This window comes from Schaalia odontolytica (assembly GCF_002847525.1).
GTDB lineage: Bacteria > Actinomycetota > Actinomycetes > Actinomycetales > Actinomycetaceae > Pauljensenia > Pauljensenia odontolytica_B.
This window is the reverse complement of sequence record NZ_PKKM01000011.1, coordinates 81151-100329: the sequence shown is the minus strand read 5'-3', so window position 1 is coordinate 100329 and position 19179 is coordinate 81151. Positions and strand designations below refer to the sequence as shown.

At 65.9% G+C, this 19179-nt stretch carries 12 protein-coding genes; 11 read left to right on the top strand and 1 reads right to left on the bottom strand.

Annotated elements, in window-relative coordinates; genetic code table 11:
* The first annotated feature begins 1151 nt into the window (after window positions 1-1151).
* The 7 genes from purU to CYJ22_RS08345 all read left to right on the top strand — a co-directional run bounded on the left by purU (window position 1152) and on the right by CYJ22_RS08345 (window position 8684).
* Complete coding sequence (gene purU / locus CYJ22_RS08375) at window positions 1152-2006, top strand: formyltetrahydrofolate deformylase (RefSeq protein WP_101602289.1); 855 nt, start codon at window positions 1152-1154, stop codon at window positions 2004-2006.
* A 270-nt stretch (window positions 2007-2276) separates the two neighbouring features.
* Window positions 2277-2771, top strand: a complete 495-nt coding sequence (locus CYJ22_RS08370) for an adenylyltransferase/cytidyltransferase family protein (protein WP_034463946.1) — start codon at window positions 2277-2279, stop codon at window positions 2769-2771.
* A complete protein-coding gene (locus CYJ22_RS08365; protein ID WP_101602288.1) occupies window positions 2768-3562 on the top strand; it encodes a CDP-alcohol phosphatidyltransferase family protein in 795 nt (264 codons plus the stop codon). Before CYJ22_RS08370 ends, CYJ22_RS08365 begins: the two co-directional genes overlap by 4 nt.
* Window positions 3555-4463, top strand: a complete 909-nt coding sequence (locus CYJ22_RS08360; RefSeq protein ID WP_101602287.1) for a glycosyltransferase family 2 protein — start codon at window positions 3555-3557, stop codon at window positions 4461-4463. The genes CYJ22_RS08365 and CYJ22_RS08360 overlap by 8 nt, the downstream gene beginning before the upstream one ends.
* Complete coding sequence (locus tag CYJ22_RS08355; RefSeq protein ID WP_101602286.1) at window positions 4460-5830, top strand: hypothetical protein; 1371 nt, start codon at window positions 4460-4462, stop codon at window positions 5828-5830. Before CYJ22_RS08360 ends, CYJ22_RS08355 begins: the two co-directional genes overlap by 4 nt.
* Window positions 5827-7170, top strand: coding sequence for a glycosyltransferase family 2 protein (locus CYJ22_RS08350; protein ID WP_101602285.1), 1344 nt, complete (start codon window positions 5827-5829; stop codon window positions 7168-7170). Before CYJ22_RS08355 ends, CYJ22_RS08350 begins: the two co-directional genes overlap by 4 nt.
* Window positions 7167-8684, top strand: a complete 1518-nt coding sequence (locus CYJ22_RS08345) for an O-antigen ligase family protein (RefSeq protein WP_101602284.1) — start codon at window positions 7167-7169, stop codon at window positions 8682-8684. Before CYJ22_RS08350 ends, CYJ22_RS08345 begins: the two co-directional genes overlap by 4 nt.
* Here the strand turns inward: CYJ22_RS08345 and CYJ22_RS08340 are convergent.
* Window positions 8605-9258 carry a hypothetical protein gene (locus tag CYJ22_RS08340; protein ID WP_101602283.1) on the bottom strand — a complete coding sequence of 218 codons (654 nt, stop codon included), beginning with the start codon at window positions 9256-9258 and terminating at the stop codon, window positions 8605-8607. The genes CYJ22_RS08345 and CYJ22_RS08340 overlap by 80 nt on opposite strands.
* 59 nt (window positions 9259-9317) lie before the next feature.
* On the opposite strand from CYJ22_RS08340, the gene CYJ22_RS08335 reads away from it, so the two are divergent.
* The 4 genes from CYJ22_RS08335 (at window position 9318) to CYJ22_RS08320 (ending at window position 18855) form a co-directional block, all read left to right on the top strand.
* Window positions 9318-10805, top strand: coding sequence for an oligosaccharide flippase family protein (locus CYJ22_RS08335; protein ID WP_101602282.1), 1488 nt, complete (start codon window positions 9318-9320; stop codon window positions 10803-10805).
* A gap of 116 nt (window positions 10806-10921) precedes the next feature.
* On the top strand, window positions 10922-14377 hold the full coding sequence (locus tag CYJ22_RS08330; RefSeq protein ID WP_101602281.1) for a fibrinogen-like YCDxxxxGGGW domain-containing protein: 3456 nt from the start codon (window positions 10922-10924) through the stop codon (window positions 14375-14377).
* Window positions 14378-14605: 228 nt separating this feature from the next.
* Window positions 14606-18070 carry a fibrinogen-like YCDxxxxGGGW domain-containing protein gene (locus tag CYJ22_RS08325; protein ID WP_101602280.1) on the top strand — a complete coding sequence of 1155 codons (3465 nt, stop codon included), beginning with the start codon at window positions 14606-14608 and terminating at the stop codon, window positions 18068-18070.
* A 5-nt stretch (window positions 18071-18075) separates the two neighbouring features.
* On the top strand, window positions 18076-18855 hold the full coding sequence (locus tag CYJ22_RS08320) for a WecB/TagA/CpsF family glycosyltransferase (protein WP_431768518.1): 780 nt from the start codon (window positions 18076-18078) through the stop codon (window positions 18853-18855).
* The last annotated feature ends 324 nt before the right edge of the window (window positions 18856-19179 follow it).

The following is a 19179-nucleotide window of genomic DNA, read 5'->3' as shown; positions in this document are numbered from 1 at the left end:
GCCCGGCGCGCGCCCGCATGTATGCGGGGTGTTGTTGCGGGTTGTGGTCGCGGGGTCGGCGTGTGCCCGCGGGTCTTTGGGGTTGTGGCTTGGGGGGCTGCGGGCTTGCTGGGGTGTTCGTCTGTGAGTATGGCGCGGTCGTGGCGCCTCGGTGACGTGCGGCAGCCCTGCGCATGGAGCGATTCACTAGATGCTGCAGCAATGCACTAGATAGCAAGGCATTGCACTGCTTACTATCCAGTGCAATGCTGCGCTAAGTAGTGCAACGCTACTGAGCAACAAGCCTGCGCGCGGCAAGATATGCTCGATAGCTGCTCCAACAAGATGTCAGCCGAGCCGTGCCGGGCAGCGCTGCACTAGTTAGGGAGCATTACACCAGTTAGGGAGCATTACACCATCTCCGAGCTGGTGTAATACCCCGCTAAATGGTGTAACACCACTTAGAAACAAGCATCATTGCGGCCTGATGCCTACTACGCGTTGGTGAGGGCCATGTGAGCGGCCACGGGTCAGTGAAATGGTGCGTAGCGCCGGACTCGTTGGCGGGGGCCGAGCTGCCCCTGACGTGTATCCGCGCTGTCGCTTGTCGCCGATGAGGCCGTGCACCCGATCAGTGAGCATTGCACCCGTTCTGATCGGGTGTAGTGTCCCTTATCGGGTGCAGCTCAACAAAAGTCGCATGCAATTCCCCTGCCAATATTTCAGATTTTGAAACCGAAACGTTGAAATCATGCGGTTTCTGAGGTGTCGTCAATCTGTGTCCGTGGGGAATTGCATGCGAGATTGTTTGGTAAGGCAGCGTGGGCGCGCGGGGCGGTTAGTGGGTGGCCGCGCTGTGGGGCTGATCCAGTTGGGGTCTTCTTGATCCAGTCGTAGGCGACGCGCTCCGTGCCGCTGGTGGCTCGTGAAACGGGCGTGAAACAGGCCAGGCCGGCCCTGGTGGCTCGTGAAACGCGCGTGAAACTTGGGGGTCAGCCTTGGTGCCTCGTGAAACATGCGTGAAACCGCCATGGCCCCCGCCCGGACAGTCACCCCGCCCGCAACGGCACAACCCCACCCAGCCAGTGCCCCCACCCCGCAACCCCGTGGCATCTCCCGCAAACCCTGCCCCTGCCTCGTTCGCGTGTATGAAGCTGGTTAGACTGGAACGCATGACTGAAAACGCGCAGCTTATTGTGACCCTGTCCTGCCCGGACCGCCCCGGCATCGTGCATGCCGTCACCGGCGTGATCGGCGGGGCCGGCGGCAACGTCATCCAGTCCCAGCAGTTCGGCGACTCCGACACGGGTACCTTCTTCATGCGCGTCGAGGTGGATTCCCCGAAGGGCCGCGCCCCCATCGACGAGGGCCTGGCCCGCGTCGCCGAAGAATTCGGCGCCACCTACCGCGTCGACGACCTGGGCCGCAAGCTGCGCACCATCATCATGGTGTCGCGCGAAGGCCACTGCCTGACTGACCTCCTGTATCGACAGCAGACGCAGGGCCTGCCCATCGACGTGATCGCGGTCGTCGGTAACCACCCGGACCTGGCACCCGTCGCCCAGTTCTACGGCGTCCCCTTCCTCAACATCCCCGTCGCGAAGGACACGAAGGCCCAGGCGGAACGCCAGCTCCTCGACCTCATCGCCTCCGAAAACGTTGAGCTCGTCGTCCTGGCGCGCTACATGCAGATCCTCTCCGACGAGGTCTGCCGCGCCATGCAGGGGCGCGTCATCAACATCCACCACTCCTTCCTGCCCTCATTCAAGGGTGCGCGCCCCTACGCGCAGGCCCGCGAGCGTGGCGTGAAGCTGATCGGCGCGACCGCCCACTACGTGACCGCCGACCTCGACGAGGGCCCGATCATCGAGCAGGACGTCACCCGCGTCTCCCACGCCGACTCCACGCCCGACATGGTGGCCCTCGGCCAGGACGTGGAGCGCCGTGTCCTCGCCCAGGCCGTCCGCTTCCACGCGGAGCGTCGCGTCCTCATGAATGGCAACCGAACGGTCGTCTTCTCGCGCTGAGGTCCCCTCAACGACGCAATAACGAGGCCGGGGCGCGGTCCGCGCGCACGCCGAGCCTGACCGCCCGAACGGCGCGCCGGCCTCGTGACACCCGGCTGGCGTGTCGCCCCCTGTAACAAGGTGACGTGCGGCCATCTGGTCATATTTGCGCGATATGACGGCCCTGTGCGGAGTGTCTTGTCACTTGGTGGGGAACGCTGGGACGTGATCTTTCGGTCATTTAGCGGGTAAGTGTCGCATTGACCGCCTGATAAATGGCACACTTGTTACGTGGACGAAACGACTCAGCAACGCACCCCCATCACCGGCTACGTGCCCGGGGGTTTTGACATGTTCCACCAGGGACACCTCAACATCCTGCGCGCCGCGCGTGAGCGCTGCGATCGCCTCGTCGTCGGCGTGACCTCGGACGAGGCCCTCATCCGTATGAAGGGCCGCGCCCCCGTCATTCCGCTCAAGGAGCGCTGCGACCTCGTGTCGTCGCTGCGTTTCGTGGATGCGGTTGTCGTCGACCTGGACCAGGACAAGCGCCTCGCGTGGCGTCTCCAGCCTTTCGACGTCCTCTTCAAGGGTGACGACTGGAAGGACACCCCGAAGGGCGCCGCGCTCGAGGCCGAAATGGCCGAGGTCGGCGCGCGCGTCGTCTACCTGCCGTACACGCCGTCGACGTCGTCGACGAAGCTGCGCCGTTTCATTGCGCCCGAGGACTTCTCTGACGAGGCCCCCGCGCAGGACGCGGAGAAGGCGGAAGGGGAGGCGCAGTGAGCCTGCCCGTTGTGCTCGAGCCGGGTTCCTCCTGGGGGACGCGTTTTAGCGCGTACCGTAGCGCGCTTGCCGCCGCGCAGAAGCCGGGCGCGGGCGTCCCCGCGTACATGCGTTGGGTCAACCGCGGCGCTGCGCGCGTCGTTGCGGCCGCCTGCGCGGCTTTCGGATGGACTCCGAACTTCGTCAGTTTCATCTCCGTGTGCTTTTCGACGGTGGGACTCATCGTCCTCGTCGCGTTCGAACCCGCGTGGTGGACGGGCCTCATCGTGGGCACAGCCCTCGCGGTCGGCTTCATGTTCGACTCGGCGGACGGCCAGGTCTCGCGCGTCACCGGCGCGTCCTCGAAGACGGGGGAGTGGGTCGATCACGTCGCCGACGCGTTCCGTTCCCCGGCGATCCACTTCTGCACCGCCGCCGCGGTCATGGTCTACCGCCCCGAGTCGTGGTGGCTGGCTATCGTCGCGCTCGTCTACGGATGGGTGACCTCGGGCCAGTTCATGAGCCAGATCCTCGCCGAGCAGTTCGTGCGCGCGGCGGGCCGCAAGCAGACGCGCGGTGGGAACCTGCGTTCCTTCGTGCTGCTGCCCACCGATCCGGGCGTGCTGTGCTGGTCCTTCGTGCTGTGGGGCTTCGGCGTTCCTTTCATGGTGCTCTACACGTTCCTTGCCGTTATTGCGGTTGCGCATTCCTCGATTTCGCTGCGTCGCCGCTTCCGCGACCTGCGTGCCCTGGACGCGGCCGCTAAGCAGGCAGCCAAGGAGGCGGCCAAGCAGGGGGAGTCCCGTGCCTGAGCTGTCCGTCCTGCTGCCCGCGCGTAACGCGGCGGGCACGATCACGCGCGCCGTGGCCTCGACGCTGGCGGCTATGCCGCGCGACGCCGAGCTGGTCGTCGGCAACGACTCGTCGTCGGATTCGACGGTCGGCGAGGCCATCCGCGGCGCGTCGCGTGGGGGAGTGGTCGATCCTCGCCTGCGCATCGAGGACATTACCCCGGGTGAGGGCGGCGTCTCCCGCGTCCTCACCCAGCTCATGGAGCGCACCGACTCGCGCCTCGTGGGCCGCATGGACGCCGACGACGTGTCCCTCAAAGGCCGTTTCAAGCGCACGATGCGGGCCATCGAGCGCGGCGACGACATGGTCTTCACGCAGATGATCGAGCTGCGCGGCTCCCGCCCGGTGCCCCGCATGCCCTACGAGATCACGCCCGAGGACATGGGCTGGCACCTGCTGCTCACTAACCCCGTGTGCCACCCGACCATGCTCGCGATCCGTGAGATCATGGACCGCGTCGGCGGCTACCGCAGCGTTCCCGCCGAGGACTACGACCTGTGGATGCGCGTGGCATCCGCGGGTGGGCGCATCCGCCGCATTGCGCCCTGGGGGCTGCTGTACCGCATTCACCCGGGCCAGGTCACCGGAAACGCCTCGTGGCGCTCGGATTCGTGGAAGAATCCGGAGCAGGCTCGGGCCTTCGCCGACCTGTCGGTATCTCTGACGGGCCAGGAGCTGCCGCGCCTGGTCTCGCTCGTTTCGCTTCCTCGCGACGAGGCCGAGCGTGAGCTCGACCGATTCGTGCAGGTCTACACTCAGGGGGTCGCGTCTCGACCCGCACCGTCTCGCCGCGCTCTCGAGCGCCGGCTCAATGCGCGCGCCGCGTGGGTGCGCTCTCACCTCCAAGGAGAACAGTCATGATCCTGACCCCTCCGCCCGCGGGCGGCCAGCAGATTCTTCGTCACGCGCTGGCACGCCGCTGGACCTCGATCGTTGCGGGGACCGTGGCCGGCCTGGTCGTAGGTGTTGCAGCCGCCGTTGGTATCCCCGTGTCGCACTCGGCGGCCGTGTCGATGACCGTGACGTCTCCGTCGCTCACCCCGGCTCCCGTCGTGCGCGCCTCCCTGTCGAATACGACGGACATGGTGACCGAGCAGGGCATCGCGAAGTCCGCCGCCGTCCTCGACGTCGCGGCCGCGCGCCTCGGCAATGGTGTCACTGCCGAGGAGCTTCGTTCCAACATGGAGGTGTCGGGCGACACGAACGGCACGATCGTCAAGATCGAGTACGTGGCTCCCACGCGCCAGCAGGCCGTTGACGCCGCCGACGCGATTGCCAACGCCTACCTGACCGAGCGCACCGCTCTCGTGGAGCAGCGCGCCGACGAGATGGCCGCCGGCATCAACGAGCAGATCGAGGCTCTCGAGACCGAACTTGCCTCCCTCGCGCCCCTGACCGACGAGGACGGCAACACGAAGGACAACCCGCGCGCCGCAGAAATCCGCACCGAGCTGACGAAGCTCGCCAAGGATGCCGAGCAGCTCGCCCCCTACCACGCCACCGCCGGCCGCGTCATCACCCCGGCCGCGTCCTCGAGCGACGAGATCTCGCCTTCGAAGTTCCGCCTGATTCTCATCACGACCGTGGTCGGTCTGTTCGCAGGCCTGGTTCTGGTGCTCATCCGCGAGACCCGCTCGCGTTCCCTGGCCTCGCCCACGCAGCTTGCCGACCTGACGGCACTACCCGTGTGGAGTGCCGAGGAGGGCGCCCCCGAGCCGTGGCTCGCCCCCACCCGCATGCTCGCGATGGCGATCGACCGCGACCACTGGGTTGACCTGATCGTCGACGCCTCCGATCCGCAGGCCCGCGACCTGCACCGCGTCCTGTCCGCCTCCCTGGCCGAGACCCGTGTGCCCGCGCCGCGCCTCATCGACATCAAGCAGCCCCTGGCCTCGCTCCTCGACGAGGTCCGTCCCTCCCGTCACGTCCTCGTCGCCGTGCGCAAGGGCCACGACCTGAAGGCGCTGCACGCCCTCCTCGACGAGCTGGCGATCATCAACCGCGAGGTGAACGGCTTGATCTACCTGGGCGACCAGGTGACCGCGCCTGCCACCGCTCCGACCGCTCCCGCTCAGTCGGCCGAGGTCATCGAGCCCGAGGCTGAGGAAGAGGCCACGGAAGAGACTTCCTCCGAGGTCGTGGAGTCCAAGCCGTCGAAGGACACGGAAGACACGTCCGATTCCAAGAAGTCGAACGCCAAGGCTTCCTCGAAGAAGGGCAAGAAATGAGCGCCGAGGAGACCACCGTGGCCGATCAGTTGGCCGCCTCCATCTGGCACGTTGACCGTACTGCGCGCGTCTCCCAGCTGATTTCGGGCGACCCGTCGGATCCGCGAGCGCTCGTGCTCGTGCGCGATAACGGCCGCAACTCGGCGTTCGTTGAGATCGAGGGCACGGACCATCCGGAGACCGATCCGCGCGTTCTCGAGGTCGAGCCGGCCCCTGCGCGCGGCTGGGAAGAGGGCGCCGGTGCCGAGGTGGACGCGACCGTTGTCATGTGCACGGTCGGCTCCTGCGACATGCTTGAGCAAGCCGTGCGCGCCATCCTCGCGCAGGATCACCAGCGTTTCACGCTCGTTGTCGTCGATAACGCGCCGCACACCGGCCTGACCCGAGAGAAGCTCGCGGGCATCGACGATACGCGCCTGAGCATCGTCTCTGCGTCCCGTCCGGGCCTGTCCCGCGCCCGCAACCGCGGCGTGCTCGCTGCTCGCGGCGAGGTCATCGTCTTTACGGACGACGACGCGATCGTCGACCCGCACTGGCTCACCGCCATGATCGACCCGTTCACGGCCTCGCCGTACGTGGCCGCCACGACGGGCATTGCGCTGCCCCTGGAGCAGCGCTACGCGCCCCAGCGCTGGTTCGAGTCGCGCGGCGGCTTCCCCAAGGACATGTCCCCGCGCGTCTGGTGCGTCGGCGATATCCCCGAGGGCCTCGAGGTCTTGGGCGAGAAGGGTGACGGTGGACCGCTGTTCCCGATCACGACGGCCCGCGTGGGCGCAGGCGTGTGCATGGCCATGCGTCGCGACGTCCTCATGGAGGTCGGCCCCTTTGACCCGGCGCTGGGCGCCGGCACCTCGACGCGCGGCGGCGAGGACCTCGACATGTTCGCGCGCATCCTGGCCACGGGCGACGTCATCATCCACACGCCTGACGCCCTCGTGCACCACCGTCACCGCGTTGACGAGGCCGGCCTGGATAAGCAGATCCGGGGCAACGGCTCCGGCATGGCGGCTCTTCTGACGAAGGCGATCATCGCGAAGCCCTCCGTGCTCGGTACGCTGGCGACCCGCGTCCCCGGCGTCCTCAACCGCGTCAAGCCCGGCGGCGCCCGCGTTGCCGGCACCGACGAGGATGTGCCCGGCTCGCTCACCAAGTCCGAAATCAAGGGTTTCCTCGAGGGTCCCTTCCTCTACCTGTCCTCGCGCAACCGCAACAAGCTTGGCGCCCCGCGCCCGGCCGAGCAGGACAGCGCGCACGGCAGCGCGACCGCGCCGAGCAGTGCTGAGGAGGCCCAGGCCTCGTCCGTGACGGAAACAATCGGCGAAGGGAACGGTCACGCGTGAGCCCGCGTCGAGGACTCTGGGCTAAACCCGCCCCTGCCCAAATTGGGCCGCTACGAGAGGACGCGCAGGATCTGCCTGCGTGGCCCTTCGTCGTGGCCTATTCGGCGTACTTCCTGTGGTGGGTGCTCGGTTCCGGTGACCTGATGTGGCCGCTGTTCGCGTCGATCATGCTTGTGTTCATGATCGGCCGACACGGCCTGCGCTTCCCGCCCGGATCCATCCTGTGGGTGTTCTTCCTGGCGTGGGTGCTGGCCTCGATGACGATGCTCGACACGGGCGGGCGCGTCATTGGCGCGTTCTATCGCTTCCTGCTGGAGCTCTCGCCCGGCATTTTCGCGGTCTACGCCTTCAACGCGCGCAAGTCCCTGAGCGTGCGCACGATTGTCGGCACGATGTGGGGCTTCCTGGCCTCGACCACGATCGGCGGCTTCATCGCCATGGCGGCGCCGACGCTGCGCTTCAAGACGCTCATGTACTACCTGGTGCCGCGCGCCCTGCATTCCAACGACTTCGTCAAGGAGTTCACGAAGCGCGCGACCACCCAGTGGAACCCGTCGTCGTGGATCCTCTCCGACCCGCGTCCATCGGCCCCCTTCATCTACTCCAACACCTACGGCAACGTCTACTCGCTGATCTTCCCGCTCGCGCTCGTCTTCGCGTACGTGCTGTGGCGCGAGCGCTCTAAGTGGCGTTTCCTCGTGGCCGCCGTGTGTGCACTGTCGGTCATCCCGGCAGCAGCGACGCTCAACCGCGGCATGTACATCGGCCTGCTCGTCATCGTCGTGTGGGTCGGGTTCCAGCGCCTGCGCGCGGGGGCCTGGCGCACCGTCCTCGGCATCGTCGCGGCCGTTATTGTGGGCGTGGGCGCCTGGCTGGCCACCCCGGCCTCGCAGTCGCTTCTCGAGCGCGTCGCCGCGTCCTCCTCGACGGAGGACCGCGCCTCCAACTACCTGGAGACCCTGTATGAGCTCCAGCAGTCCCCGCTCCTGGGCTTCGGTGCCCCGCGCCCCTCGTCCTCGCCGTGGCTGCCCTCCCTGGGCACGCAGGGCCAGTTCTGGACGGTCATCTTCTCCTACGGCCTGGTGGGCCTGGCCCTGTTCCTCGCCTTCTTCTTGCGCATGTTCCCGCGCATCTGGCGCGCGACGGACGTGTACGGCTCAATCCTGGGCGGCATCATCCTGGCCACCCTGGTGGAGCAGTTCTACTACGGCATGAACACTGGCCTCATGATCTCCGTCGTCGCGGTGGCGCTGCTGTCGCGCCACCTGGAAGAAGAAAGCGACCCGATTAAGCGGGCCGAGGCTGAGCGTGCAGATGCCGCGAGCGCTGGTAGTGTCGCGGGAACAGTCCGCGCCGAGCGCACCGTGCGCATGGGGCAATGGACAAGCCCCGCCGCGAACGACGGGGCTTTTGCCACTCACATGCTTGCTCGACTCAACAAGTCGGGTCGTCGGGGAACGAGAAGCCGGACAGCTTCCACGCACCGCCGTCCTTCACAAACTGAAAATAGGTGAGGGCGCGGGTCATGGTCGTGTCGTCCGTCAGCGCAGTTCCCGCGTCGTTGAGGACGCGAACACTGGAAGAATCGACGCACGCCGAGACCGTGATGTTTCCAGCCCCGTCGTCGCTGATGATGTGCACGTCCTCGAGGGTGGGGGAGCCGGTGGTATGGGTGCCGTCGCGCGTCCACTCGAGGGCCTGCGCGTCGAACTCCTCCAGCGCCGAGCCTGTGAGCACGGAGGACAGGTCGGTCGCACGGGCCTGCTCGGGATCGGCGTACGCGCCCCACAGGGTGTTGACGACGAAGGTAGCTTGTCCAGCGGCCTCAGCATCCGTGGTCAGCGAGCCGGATGCGTTCGCGGGGCCGCCCGATTGCGGGGCGATGGTCTTCGGAACGGACTGCGGGATGTCGGACTGCGCGTCGTCGTCGATGCTCTGCGCGCCGGACGCGGTGGACGCGGCTGCGTCGGTGTCGGCGGAGCCCGTCAGGCGCAGGAATCCGACGATGACGAGCGCGATGATCAGGAGGATCGCAGCGGCCAGAAGGCTCTTCTTGCGGGCAGGGGAGAGCGAGTTGATGAAGTCCATGTGTATCCCATCGGTAGGTTATAGAGAAAGGCTACCGCGCGGTAGCGGGAAGGTTAATCATGAGTGAGGCAAATCAAGCCAGGCGTTCCCTCGCGCGCGGGGGCATCGTTGGCTTCGTCGGAGCGGCCGCCTCGGCGGTCCTGGGCTTCGCATTCACAATCATCCTGTCGCGCATGCTGGGCGCCGAGGGAGCCGGTATCGTCACCCAGGCGACCGGCGTCTTTGCAATCGTCATGGCCCTGGCTAAGGTTGGCCTCGACTCCACCGCGATCTACCTGATGCCCCGCCTATCGTTGGATGCACCTGAGGAAATCCGCGCGACACTGTCTTTCATGGCCTCCATGACGGTGGGCGTGTCCACCGTGTGCGTCCTCATTCTCGAGGCCGTGGCTCCGTTGATCTGGAATGCTGAGGTGACGGCATCGACCCGTGCGGTGCTGTGGTTTGTGCCGATCGGCGCCCTCACCCTGGTCGCATCCGCCGCCCTGCGGGCGCTTGGCAACATGCGCGAGTACGTCCTCATCCAGAACCTGCTGCTGCCCGGCCTGCGCCCGCTCCTCGTCGCGCTCGCGGCCGCGTTCACCGGGTCGCTGGCCTTCGTGTCGGTCGCCTGGGCGCTGCCTTTCGTCGTCGTTCTCGTGGCCGCGTGGTGGTTGCTGCTGCGCCACATGCCCTCGGCGGCCGACTCGGTGGGCCGTTGGCCGACCGCGCAGCGGCGTCGTCAGGTTGTGTCCTTCGCGCTTCCTCGCACCCTCACCGCCGGTCTCGAGCAGGCGCTGCAGTGGCTGGATGTCCTCCTCGTTGGCCTCCTGGCGGGCGACGCGGCCTCGGGTATCTACGGTGGTGCGATCCGATTCATCCAGGCGGGCATGGTCGTCGACACGGCCCTGCGCGTCGTCGTTTCCCCGCAGTTCTCCAAACTCCTGCACCAGGGTAAGACGAAGGAGCTGCGCGACCTCTACAGCACGGCCTCGATTTGGCTCGTCCTGTTCGCCGCCCCGATCTACGCGCTCATGGCGATCTACGCGCCTGCGCTCATGCGCATTCTCGGTGATGGCTTCGCTCCCGGTGCGAACGTCCTCGCGGTCCTATGCATCGGCTCCATCGTGACTTTCATGGCGGGAAATATTCACTCGCTGCTCATTATGAGCGGGCGGTCCGGGTGGGCTGCAGTCAACAAGATCGTGGTGCTGAGTCTCAACGTTGTGGGTAACGTCATTTTTATTCCTCGCGGAGGAATGGTCGCGGCGGCCATCGTGTGGGCCGTGTGCATGGTGCTTGACGCTGGCATGGCAACCGTTCAGGTCTCACGATTTATTGGTGTGACACCAAAATTGTCGGAGGTGGTCAAGCCGATCCTTGTCGTGGGAGTGTCTGCCGTTATTCCGGGCGGGTGTATAGCGTGGTGGCTGGGGCGCGATTCTTTCGTTGCAACCATCGCTGGCTCCGCCCTCTCGGTCCTTGTTTTTGCCTGTGTTTGCACCGCGTTCAGGGATCGTCTCCACCTGTCGGGACTTGGGTCCCTCGCGAGGCGTCGCCGGGGGTGAAAATGGGGTGCATGGTGCACCTGTGAAAGGCCCCCTTGACCAATCGGTTGATCTGAAGGGGATTGTTGTGTAATTATTTATGCAACAAGTTTCCGTTCCCTTCGAAAGGTCGTGTCATGGCTTCTGCACTTTCGCGCCTTGCAATCCTTGCAACTGCGCCGATTGTCGCCTGCGCTTCCCTCGCGCTTGCTCCGACGGCTCACGCTGTTGGTGCAGGTCAGGGAGATTCTGCACCCGGTCAGGCTATCGTTCGCGACGGCCTGAGTGCTGCAACTGCCGCCGCATCGTGCTGGGATATTAAGCAGCGGAATCCCGAGGCAGCGGACGGTGCCTACTGGCTCCAGACTCCCGCGATGGATCACCCCGCCCAGTTCTTTTGTGACCAGACGACAGATGGCGGCGGCTGGGTCTTGATCGGCCGCGGCCGTGAAGGATGGGAATCCTGGAGCGGTGGCAAGGGTGATCCTGCGAAGCTGACCGCTCGCTCGCGCACCTCCGATGACTTCGAGGTCGTCCAGCTGTCCAACAAGGCCGTCACCGAGCTGCTTAATAATGAGCCGGTGAAGGACCAGGCTGACGGCGTGCGCGTCATGCGCTCCTGGAGCGCATCGGGCCGCTCCTACCAGACCATGGATCTTCAGTTCCCGAAGATGACCGACTTCGTGTGGCCCTTCAAGATGGCCCACCCGGTCAACGTCCAGCTGGACAAGGGTGGCTGGCGCTCCGGCCTCATGTGGGGCCTGACCGGCTACGACAACGAGTGGAACGGCCTGCAGACCTACCCCTCGGCCCGTACAACGGGCTGGAAGATGGGCTGGGGTTACGGCGCTCTCGCCTCCAACTGGACCGGTGACGTCACCTCTGCGACCTCCTACTTCCGCAAGTCGGGCCTGACGGTCTTCCCCTACGCCGAGGCTTACGTGCGTCCGCGCATCTCCTCGGACTCTTCTGCCTTCACTCGCATCCCTAATGAGGGCCTCGGCGCCTCGACGGTCTCCGCTGCCGTTTCGCAGTACGCCGCCAAGACCTCGTGGGGCGTGAGCGGTAACCTCAACGGCTCCGTCCGTGAGGGCAATATCCAGGTCCAGGCCTTCGCTCAGGTCGGCTCCACCATGTACGTGGGCGGCAACTTCACCGGCGTTAAGCAGGGTGAGAAGGGCGCCGAGATCTCCTCGCGCGGCCTTGCGGCCTTCGACGTGGCCACCGGCGACTTCACCGGCCAGACCTTCGACTTCAACGCGCAGGTCAAGGCCCTCCTCGCCCTGCCTGACGGCCGCCTCCTCGTCGGCGGTGACTTCACCCGCGTCAACGGCGAGGCCCACTCCGGTACCGTTGTCATCAATCCCTCGACCGGTCAGATCGACCCCTCGTGGGACCTACAGATCACCAACGCGCTGCGCGGCGGCGCCGTGAGCGTTCGTGCCCTGACCTACTACGACGGCAACGTCTACATGGGTGGTGCCTTCACCCACCTCTCCGGCGGTGGCAGCTCCCGGGTTTACGCGCGTAATGCTGGACGCGTCTCCCTGAGCGGGCGCCCGGACCGTTCGTGGAACCCCGAGATCAGCGGTGCCGTTCAGGCCGTTGGCGTTTCCGAGGCGAACAGCGCTTTCTACGCGGGCGGCCACTTCACCACGGCGCACGGTAATCAGCGCGCCTGGTACGCCGCCAAGTTCTCCACGCAGCCGGGTGCGGCCGTGGACACGGACTTCGACTTCGTGCCGTCCAGCGCCACTGCCGGTAAGTATCAGCAGACCATCGCCACGGCGGGCAACCGCGTCTACGTCGGCGGCTCCGAGCACTCCCTGTTCGGCTACGACACTGCCACCAACCAGCGCGTCTCCGGTGCCATGACCTTCAGCAACGGTGGCGACCTCCAGGCCACGACCGTGTCCGCCAAGGGCGTTATCTACGGCTCCTGCCACTGCTCCGACGCTGCATACCAGGACATGTACGTCTGGTCGATGAACGGCTCCTGGTCGCGCGTCGACGAGATCAAGTGGGTTGGCGCGTGGGATGCCGCCACCGGCGAGAGCCTGAAGTGGACCCCCTTTGAGCTTTCTTCGCTCCGCAAGACCGGCGCCTGGGCGCTGACGACCGATAACTACGGCAACCTGTGGGTGGGCGGCGACTTCACCCTCTCCCACACCGATGCCACCCGCACCCAGTGGAACGGCGGCTTCGCTCGCTACGACAACCGCGACAACGTCGCGCCCGAGGCGCCCTCGCTCCTGCGCTCCTCTGCGTCGAACGATTCCACCGTGACCCTCGCCTGGGAGGGTGTCGCCGACGCCGTGTCCTACGAGATTCTGCGCGACGATCGTCCGATCGCCACCTCCGAGACCACCAGTGTCGAGGTGCCGCGCGGCGGCGAGGACCGCTACTTCGTGCGCGCCGTCGACGCCGAGGGCAACCGCTCCGCAACCACCGCGGTCTACACCGCTCCGGCCCCCGGCCAGGCCGACGCCTCCAACCCGGTCCTGCTCGAAGCGAACGCGACGTGGAACTACCGCGCCGAAGCCAGCGCCGCCCCCGAGAACTGGGCCCAGGCCTCGTTCGATGACTCCGCGTGGCCGACCGGCGCAGCACCGCTGGGCTACGGCGACTCCGCGATCGCGACCCAGATCGCCACCAAGGGCTCGCGCCCCGTGGCGACCTACTACCGCACGCACTTCCAGGTGGCCAACGCGAAGGCCCTCAAGGGCATCAACGTCAAGTACCTGGCCGATGATGGCGCCGTCGTTTACATCAACGGCGTCGAGGTGGATCGCACCCGCATGGGTGCCGGCACGGTCAGCTACGCGACCCGCGCCGACTCCGCGCCCAACTTCGCCGCTGCCTCCGCCTCCCTCTCCGAGGTCTTCGTCCCCGCATCGGCGCTGAAGACCGGCGACAACGTCATTGCCGTGGAAACGCACGTCAACTACATGCGCACGGCCACCGTCTCCATGCAGGCCTCCATCTTCCGCGTGGAAGGCACCCCGGACGACAACAGCTCCGTTCCCGCCGAGCGCAGCACCGAGCCGACCGATGCGACGCAGCCGATCAACGCGGCCTCCGTCAAGTCCGGCACGGTCATCCAGACCGGTGACGAGTGGAACTACTGGACCTCGACGGAAGCCCCCGCCTCCGACTGGGCCACGACCGGCTCCCTCCAGAGCTGGAACCGTGGCTCCGGCCCGATTGGCTGGGGAGACTCTGCCGCGGTAACCGCCCTCGATATTGCCAAGAAGGATCGTGCGATCACGTACTACTTCGCGCGCGACATCGACCTGGGCGCGATCACCCCGAACACCTCGCTGACCGTCAAGGTGCGCGCGGATGACGGCGTGGTTCTGCGAGTCAATGGCAAGGTCATCGACACGAAACGTATGTCCGATGGAAACATTACTCACACCACCTACGCGAACTCGGCTGTGAGCGCCTCCAAGGCATCCTCCGATCTGCTCGAGGTCACCATCCCTGCGAGCCTCTTGACAGGCGGCGTGAACCGCATCGGCGTCGAGGAGCACCTCAACTACAAGGGCTCGCCCTCGATGACCTTCGACCTGAACGCGACTCTTGTGAAATAAGGGAAGAATCGTTCTTTTCCTCTCGAGTTCGCGCGAGGTGTGAGCCGGTGAAAATGGTTCGATCCAGCTCGTGAATCGTGTTGACAGGTACAACCCCCGCCTTATTTTGGCGGGGGTTGACTTGTATGTGGTAAACGACTCCCACGTTGTCCTAACCAAGTGGTTGAACGGTGGCAATTATCGTGACACTATAGAAGTAACCATTTACGCGATACCTGTGAGGACCCCATGAGTTTTATGCGCCGTTGCATGGCGCTCGGACTGGCATCAGTGACCGGCCTGAGCGTTCTTGCATTCTCCCCGGCTGCCCACGCAGCCGCCGACCCGCTCCACGATGGCCTGAGCGAGGCCACCGCTGCGGCCTCGTGCTGGGAAATCAAGCAGAACGACCCGCGTTCTCAGAACGGAACGTACTGGCTGCAGACCTCCACCATGGAGGCCCCCGGCCAGTTCTTCTGCGACCAGACCACGGACGGCGGCGGCTGGGTCCTCATCGGTCGCGGCCGCGAAGGCTGGGAGACGTGGAGCCAAGGGAAGGGCGACCAGGAGAAGCTCAAGACCCGTCCGCGTACGGCCGGCGACTTCGACGTCGTCCAGGCCTCGCACGAAACCGTCAACGGCCTGCTCGGCGGCACCGCGGTCTCCGACCTCGATGACGGCATCATGGTCCAGCGCGCCTGGAACCACAGGGGCACCGCCTACCAGACGGTACGCATGCGCTTCCCGAAGATGCGCGACTTCATCTGGCCCTTTAAGAGCGCCCACCCCGTGGACGTGAAGTTCAACCGCGAGTGGTGGGTCAACGGCGGCATCGTCTGGTCGGGCTTCGGCACGAACACTGGCTGGGGATACGTCAACCTGACGGCCTCCGCGCAGAACAAGTACACGATGGGCTGGGGTTACGGCCCTCTCGCCACGTCGTGGGCCGACACGTCCTCCTCGACGTCGTACTTCCACTACAACGGCTCGATCATCAACCCCTACGCCGAGGCCTACGTGCGTCCGCAGCTGCGCTCGACGGATGCCAGCTTCCGCGCCATCGGCGACGGCGGCACGCCCGCCGAAAAGCAGAAGGACACCGCTTCTGAGTTCGCCTCGCCGATGTCTTGGGGCGTGACCGGCAACCTCAACGGTTCCTACAAGGAAGGCAATATCCAGGTCCAGGCCTTCGAGCAGATCGGCTCGACCATGTACGTCGGCGGTAACTTCACCGGCGTGCAGAAGGGTAAGAACGGCCAGGAGATCGCATCCTCGGGTCTCGCCGGCTTCGATGCGACGACGGGGGAGTGGAACGGACAGACCTTCTCCTTCAACAACCAGGTTAAGGACCTCGCCGAGCTACCCAACGGTAAGCTGCTCGTCGTCGGTGACTTCACGAAGGTCAACGGTGAGACCCACGTCGGCACGGTTCTGATCGACCCGGCGACCGGTCAGATTGACCCGTCGTGGACCCTGCAGGCGCGCACCGGCGCCAACGGTGGCCGCGTCTCGGTGAAGTCCATCAAGATCATCAACGACCACATCTACCTGGGCGGTATCTTCACGCACTTCCAGGGCAACGGTGCGTCGTGGACCTATGCCCGTAACGGCGCGCGCCTCGATATCAACGGCAAGCCCGACCGCTCGTGGAACCCCGAGTTCAACGGCACCGTCATTGATATCGACGTTGACGAAAACGAGACCTACTACTACGCTGCCGGCTACTTCACGCGCGCGCACAACCTGGTCGTCGAAAATGCGGGTCGACTGTCCACAGCCACCGGCGCTGCGCTGGACTCGTCCTGGACCTTCCAGCACTCCTACCTGATCGGCAAGTACCAGCAGACCGTCACCGCGCGCAACGGCCGCGTGTACTTCGGCGGCTCGCAGCACTCGCTCTTCGGATACAACTCCGACTCGATGACCCGCACCTCGGGTTCCATCACCATGCAGAACGGCGGAGACGTTCAGGCGAGCACCCGCTCCGCCACGGGTGTCGTCTACGCCTCGTGCCACTGCTCCGACTTCGCCTTCCAGGACGCCTACCACTACCTGACGCTGGGCACCTCCTGGACGCGCGCCGACGAAATCCAGTGGGTCGGCGGCTGGGACGAGGCCACGGGCCGCCAGCTCGGCTGGACCCCCTACCGCCTGTCCTCCCAGCGTTTCACCGGCGCGTGGGCCCTCGAAATGGGCGACGACGGCGCGCTGTGGGCAGGCGGCGACTTCAACTACTCCTACACGTCGCTCACCTCGGGACAGTGGTCCGGCGGCTTCGTGCGCATGCCTGCGCGCAACGCTACCGCACCCGCCGTGCCCGCCAACCTGCGCGCCTCCGACGGCAACTCCCAGCAGGTGACCCTCAAGTGGTCCTCCGTGCCCGGTGCCGTCTCCTACGACATCCTGCGTGACGATCGTCCGATCGCCACCACGACCTCGAACTCCGTGACCGTGCCCCTGGGCGGCAAGAACCGCTTCTTCGTGCGCGCTGTCGCCTCCGACGGCCTGCGCGGCGCGTCCACGCACGCCTACGTGGTCGACTCCAACGGTAAGCCCGCGCAGCCCGACGATTCTTCGCTGCTCGTGGACGAGGACGACACCTGGGCGTACCACTGGTCGACCGATCCGGTCGCCGAGAACTGGGCCCAGACCTCGTTCGACGACTCTGCATGGAGCCGCGGTGCATCCCCGATCGGCTACGGCGGCCCCGGCCTCAACACGAAGCTGACCCCGGGCACGGCCAAGACCCGCCCCGTCACCACCTACGCGCGAATCAACTTCACGGTCGCTGATCCCACCGCCATCGGCGGCGTCAACGTCGCCGTGACGGCTGACGATGGTGCCGTGGTGTACGTCAACGGCAACGAGGTGGCTCGCCAGCGCATGGGCGATGGAACGGTTGACGCGTCTACATTCGCATCCGCCTCTGTCTCGACGCCCTCTGCGCGAGCCGACCGACAGCTGGTCTTCGTCCCCGCGGACAAGCTGGTCGCCGGCGCGAACACGCTGGCCGTCGAAACACACCTGAACTACCGCTCCAGCTCGTCGATGACCATCGACGGCATGGTCAAGGTCGTCACCAAGGGCGACGAGCCTGCTCCCGAACCCGTGCCCGAACCGGAGCCGGCACCCCAGCCGCAGCCGGATGTTCCGCTCACGCCTGACCCGGACAAGCCCCTCGAGGTCCTCGACGTGTCTGCGCTTAACTTCGGACCCTTCCTGTTCTCGGGCATGTACTGGAACTACTGGAACTCCAAGGAAGCGCCCGACGCCAAGTGGAACTCCACCGCCGACCTGTCCTCGTGGAAGCACGGCGCCAGCCCGCTCGGCTGGGGCGACCGCGACGCCGGTACGCCCTTCACGATGCCTGCGGCGGACCGAGCCATCACGAACTACTTCGTGCGTGACGTCAACTTCGGTACCCTCAGCGCCGACTTCGAGGTCACCCTCGATGTCCGCGTTGACGATGGTGCAGTCATCTACGTGAACGGCACCGAAATTAAGCGCGTGAACATGCCCGAGGGCACGATCGACGCCAACACGCGAGCCTCCTCCAACGTGGGCCTCACTACGGCGAAGAACAAGCTCGTGCGCATCACGGTGCCCCGCAAGCTGCTCAAGGATGGCGTCAACCGTATCGCGGTCGAATCGCACGCCAACTACGCGAAAGCATCGTCCGTGACCTTTGATCTCACGGCAAGCCTGGTGAGGTGATCTCCATGACCGTGACGTCAACCCCCGCCGGCGGCTCGGAAGAGGCCGAGGCCGCCGGCGCGGTCGGCGCCCCCGCGACCGACCCCGCGTTCGACGCGATGGCGCAGCGCGTGCTCACCCGAGGGCACACGACCACGTGGCTCAACCACTGGTCCCTCCTGCACGCCGACTTCCGTGCGCTTGCCCGCATGCACACCGTCGGCTTCGACGGGACCCTCCTGCAGATGCGTCTGCGCGCAGCAGGCCACGAGGTCGCCCGCACCTCCGCGGACCTCGTCCTGCCGCACGTCTTTGAACGCCTCGAGGATGGCACTCGCATCACCCTCATCGGGGCTGTTCCCGAGGCTGGTCAGGCTGCAGCCGAGCGCCTGCAGCGCTTCGACGTGCAGGTCATCGACGGATATGAGGGGCTTCGTCGGCTGAAGGCCGATCCTTCGGTGCTCACTGCCTTCGATCCGCGCCTCGTGATCGTCGGCCTGGGGGCCGGCCTCCAGGAGGTCGTCGCGTCCTTCGTTCTCGACCTCCTGCCCGAGGCGTCCGTGTGCACCGCGGGCGGTTGGATCGACCAGTACGCGCGCGCTGCCGACGACTATTTCCCGAACTGGGTGCACGCCGCCCGCCTCGGGTGGGCCTGGCGCATCGCGCACGAGCCCAAGCGCCTCACCAAGCGCTACACCGTCGAAGCCCTCGACTTCGTCGCTCACGCGCCCGAGCTCATCTCGCGGCTCGAGGCGATGGGTAGCTTCGACGATCTCGGACTGGTCGGTGGTGTGACGCTTCGCTGATAGAGGTTGACGCTAGTCGCTGTGAAGGAGGCCGGCCCTGCGGGGTCCGGCCTCCTTTGCATCGCCAGATCGACTGGTGACGGCTGTCGGCGTCTATGGATGCTGTGGCTGGTCTCGCATATGGCGACGTGCGCTGCATCAAGGTGGAAAGCGACAGGTCAGGCCCTCTTTCGTGCATGAGCAGTGGTCGGCTTTCGGGAGTGCATAAGGGGCGCGCACGAGGGAGGGAACGTGGCGCTGAACGTGTCTCAAAACGCTTCTTGATGGATGCTTAAAAAGGGTTATGCAGTGAATGGCGTGGCCCACATAAAACATTATGAGGGT

Excerpts from the sequence above, each read along its gene's own strand:
- purU (WP_101602289.1), top strand. The coding sequence starts at position 1,152 with ATGACTGAAAACGCGCAGCTTATTGTGACCCTGTCCTGCCCGGACCGC.
- CYJ22_RS08355 (WP_101602286.1), top strand. The coding sequence starts at position 4,460 with ATGATCCTGACCCCTCCGCCCGCGGGCGGCCAGCAGATTCTTCGTCAC.
- CYJ22_RS08350 (WP_101602285.1), top strand. The coding sequence starts at position 5,827 with ATGAGCGCCGAGGAGACCACCGTGGCCGATCAGTTGGCCGCCTCCATC.
- CYJ22_RS08340 (WP_101602283.1), bottom strand. The coding sequence starts at position 9,258 with ATGGACTTCATCAACTCGCTCTCCCCTGCCCGCAAGAAGAGCCTTCTG.
- CYJ22_RS08335 (WP_101602282.1), top strand. The coding sequence starts at position 9,318 with ATGAGTGAGGCAAATCAAGCCAGGCGTTCCCTCGCGCGCGGGGGCATC.
- CYJ22_RS08330 (WP_101602281.1), top strand. The coding sequence starts at position 10,922 with ATGGCTTCTGCACTTTCGCGCCTTGCAATCCTTGCAACTGCGCCGATT.
- CYJ22_RS08325 (WP_101602280.1), top strand. The coding sequence starts at position 14,606 with ATGAGTTTTATGCGCCGTTGCATGGCGCTCGGACTGGCATCAGTGACC.
- CYJ22_RS08320 (WP_431768518.1), top strand. The coding sequence starts at position 18,076 with ATGACCGTGACGTCAACCCCCGCCGGCGGCTCGGAAGAGGCCGAGGCC.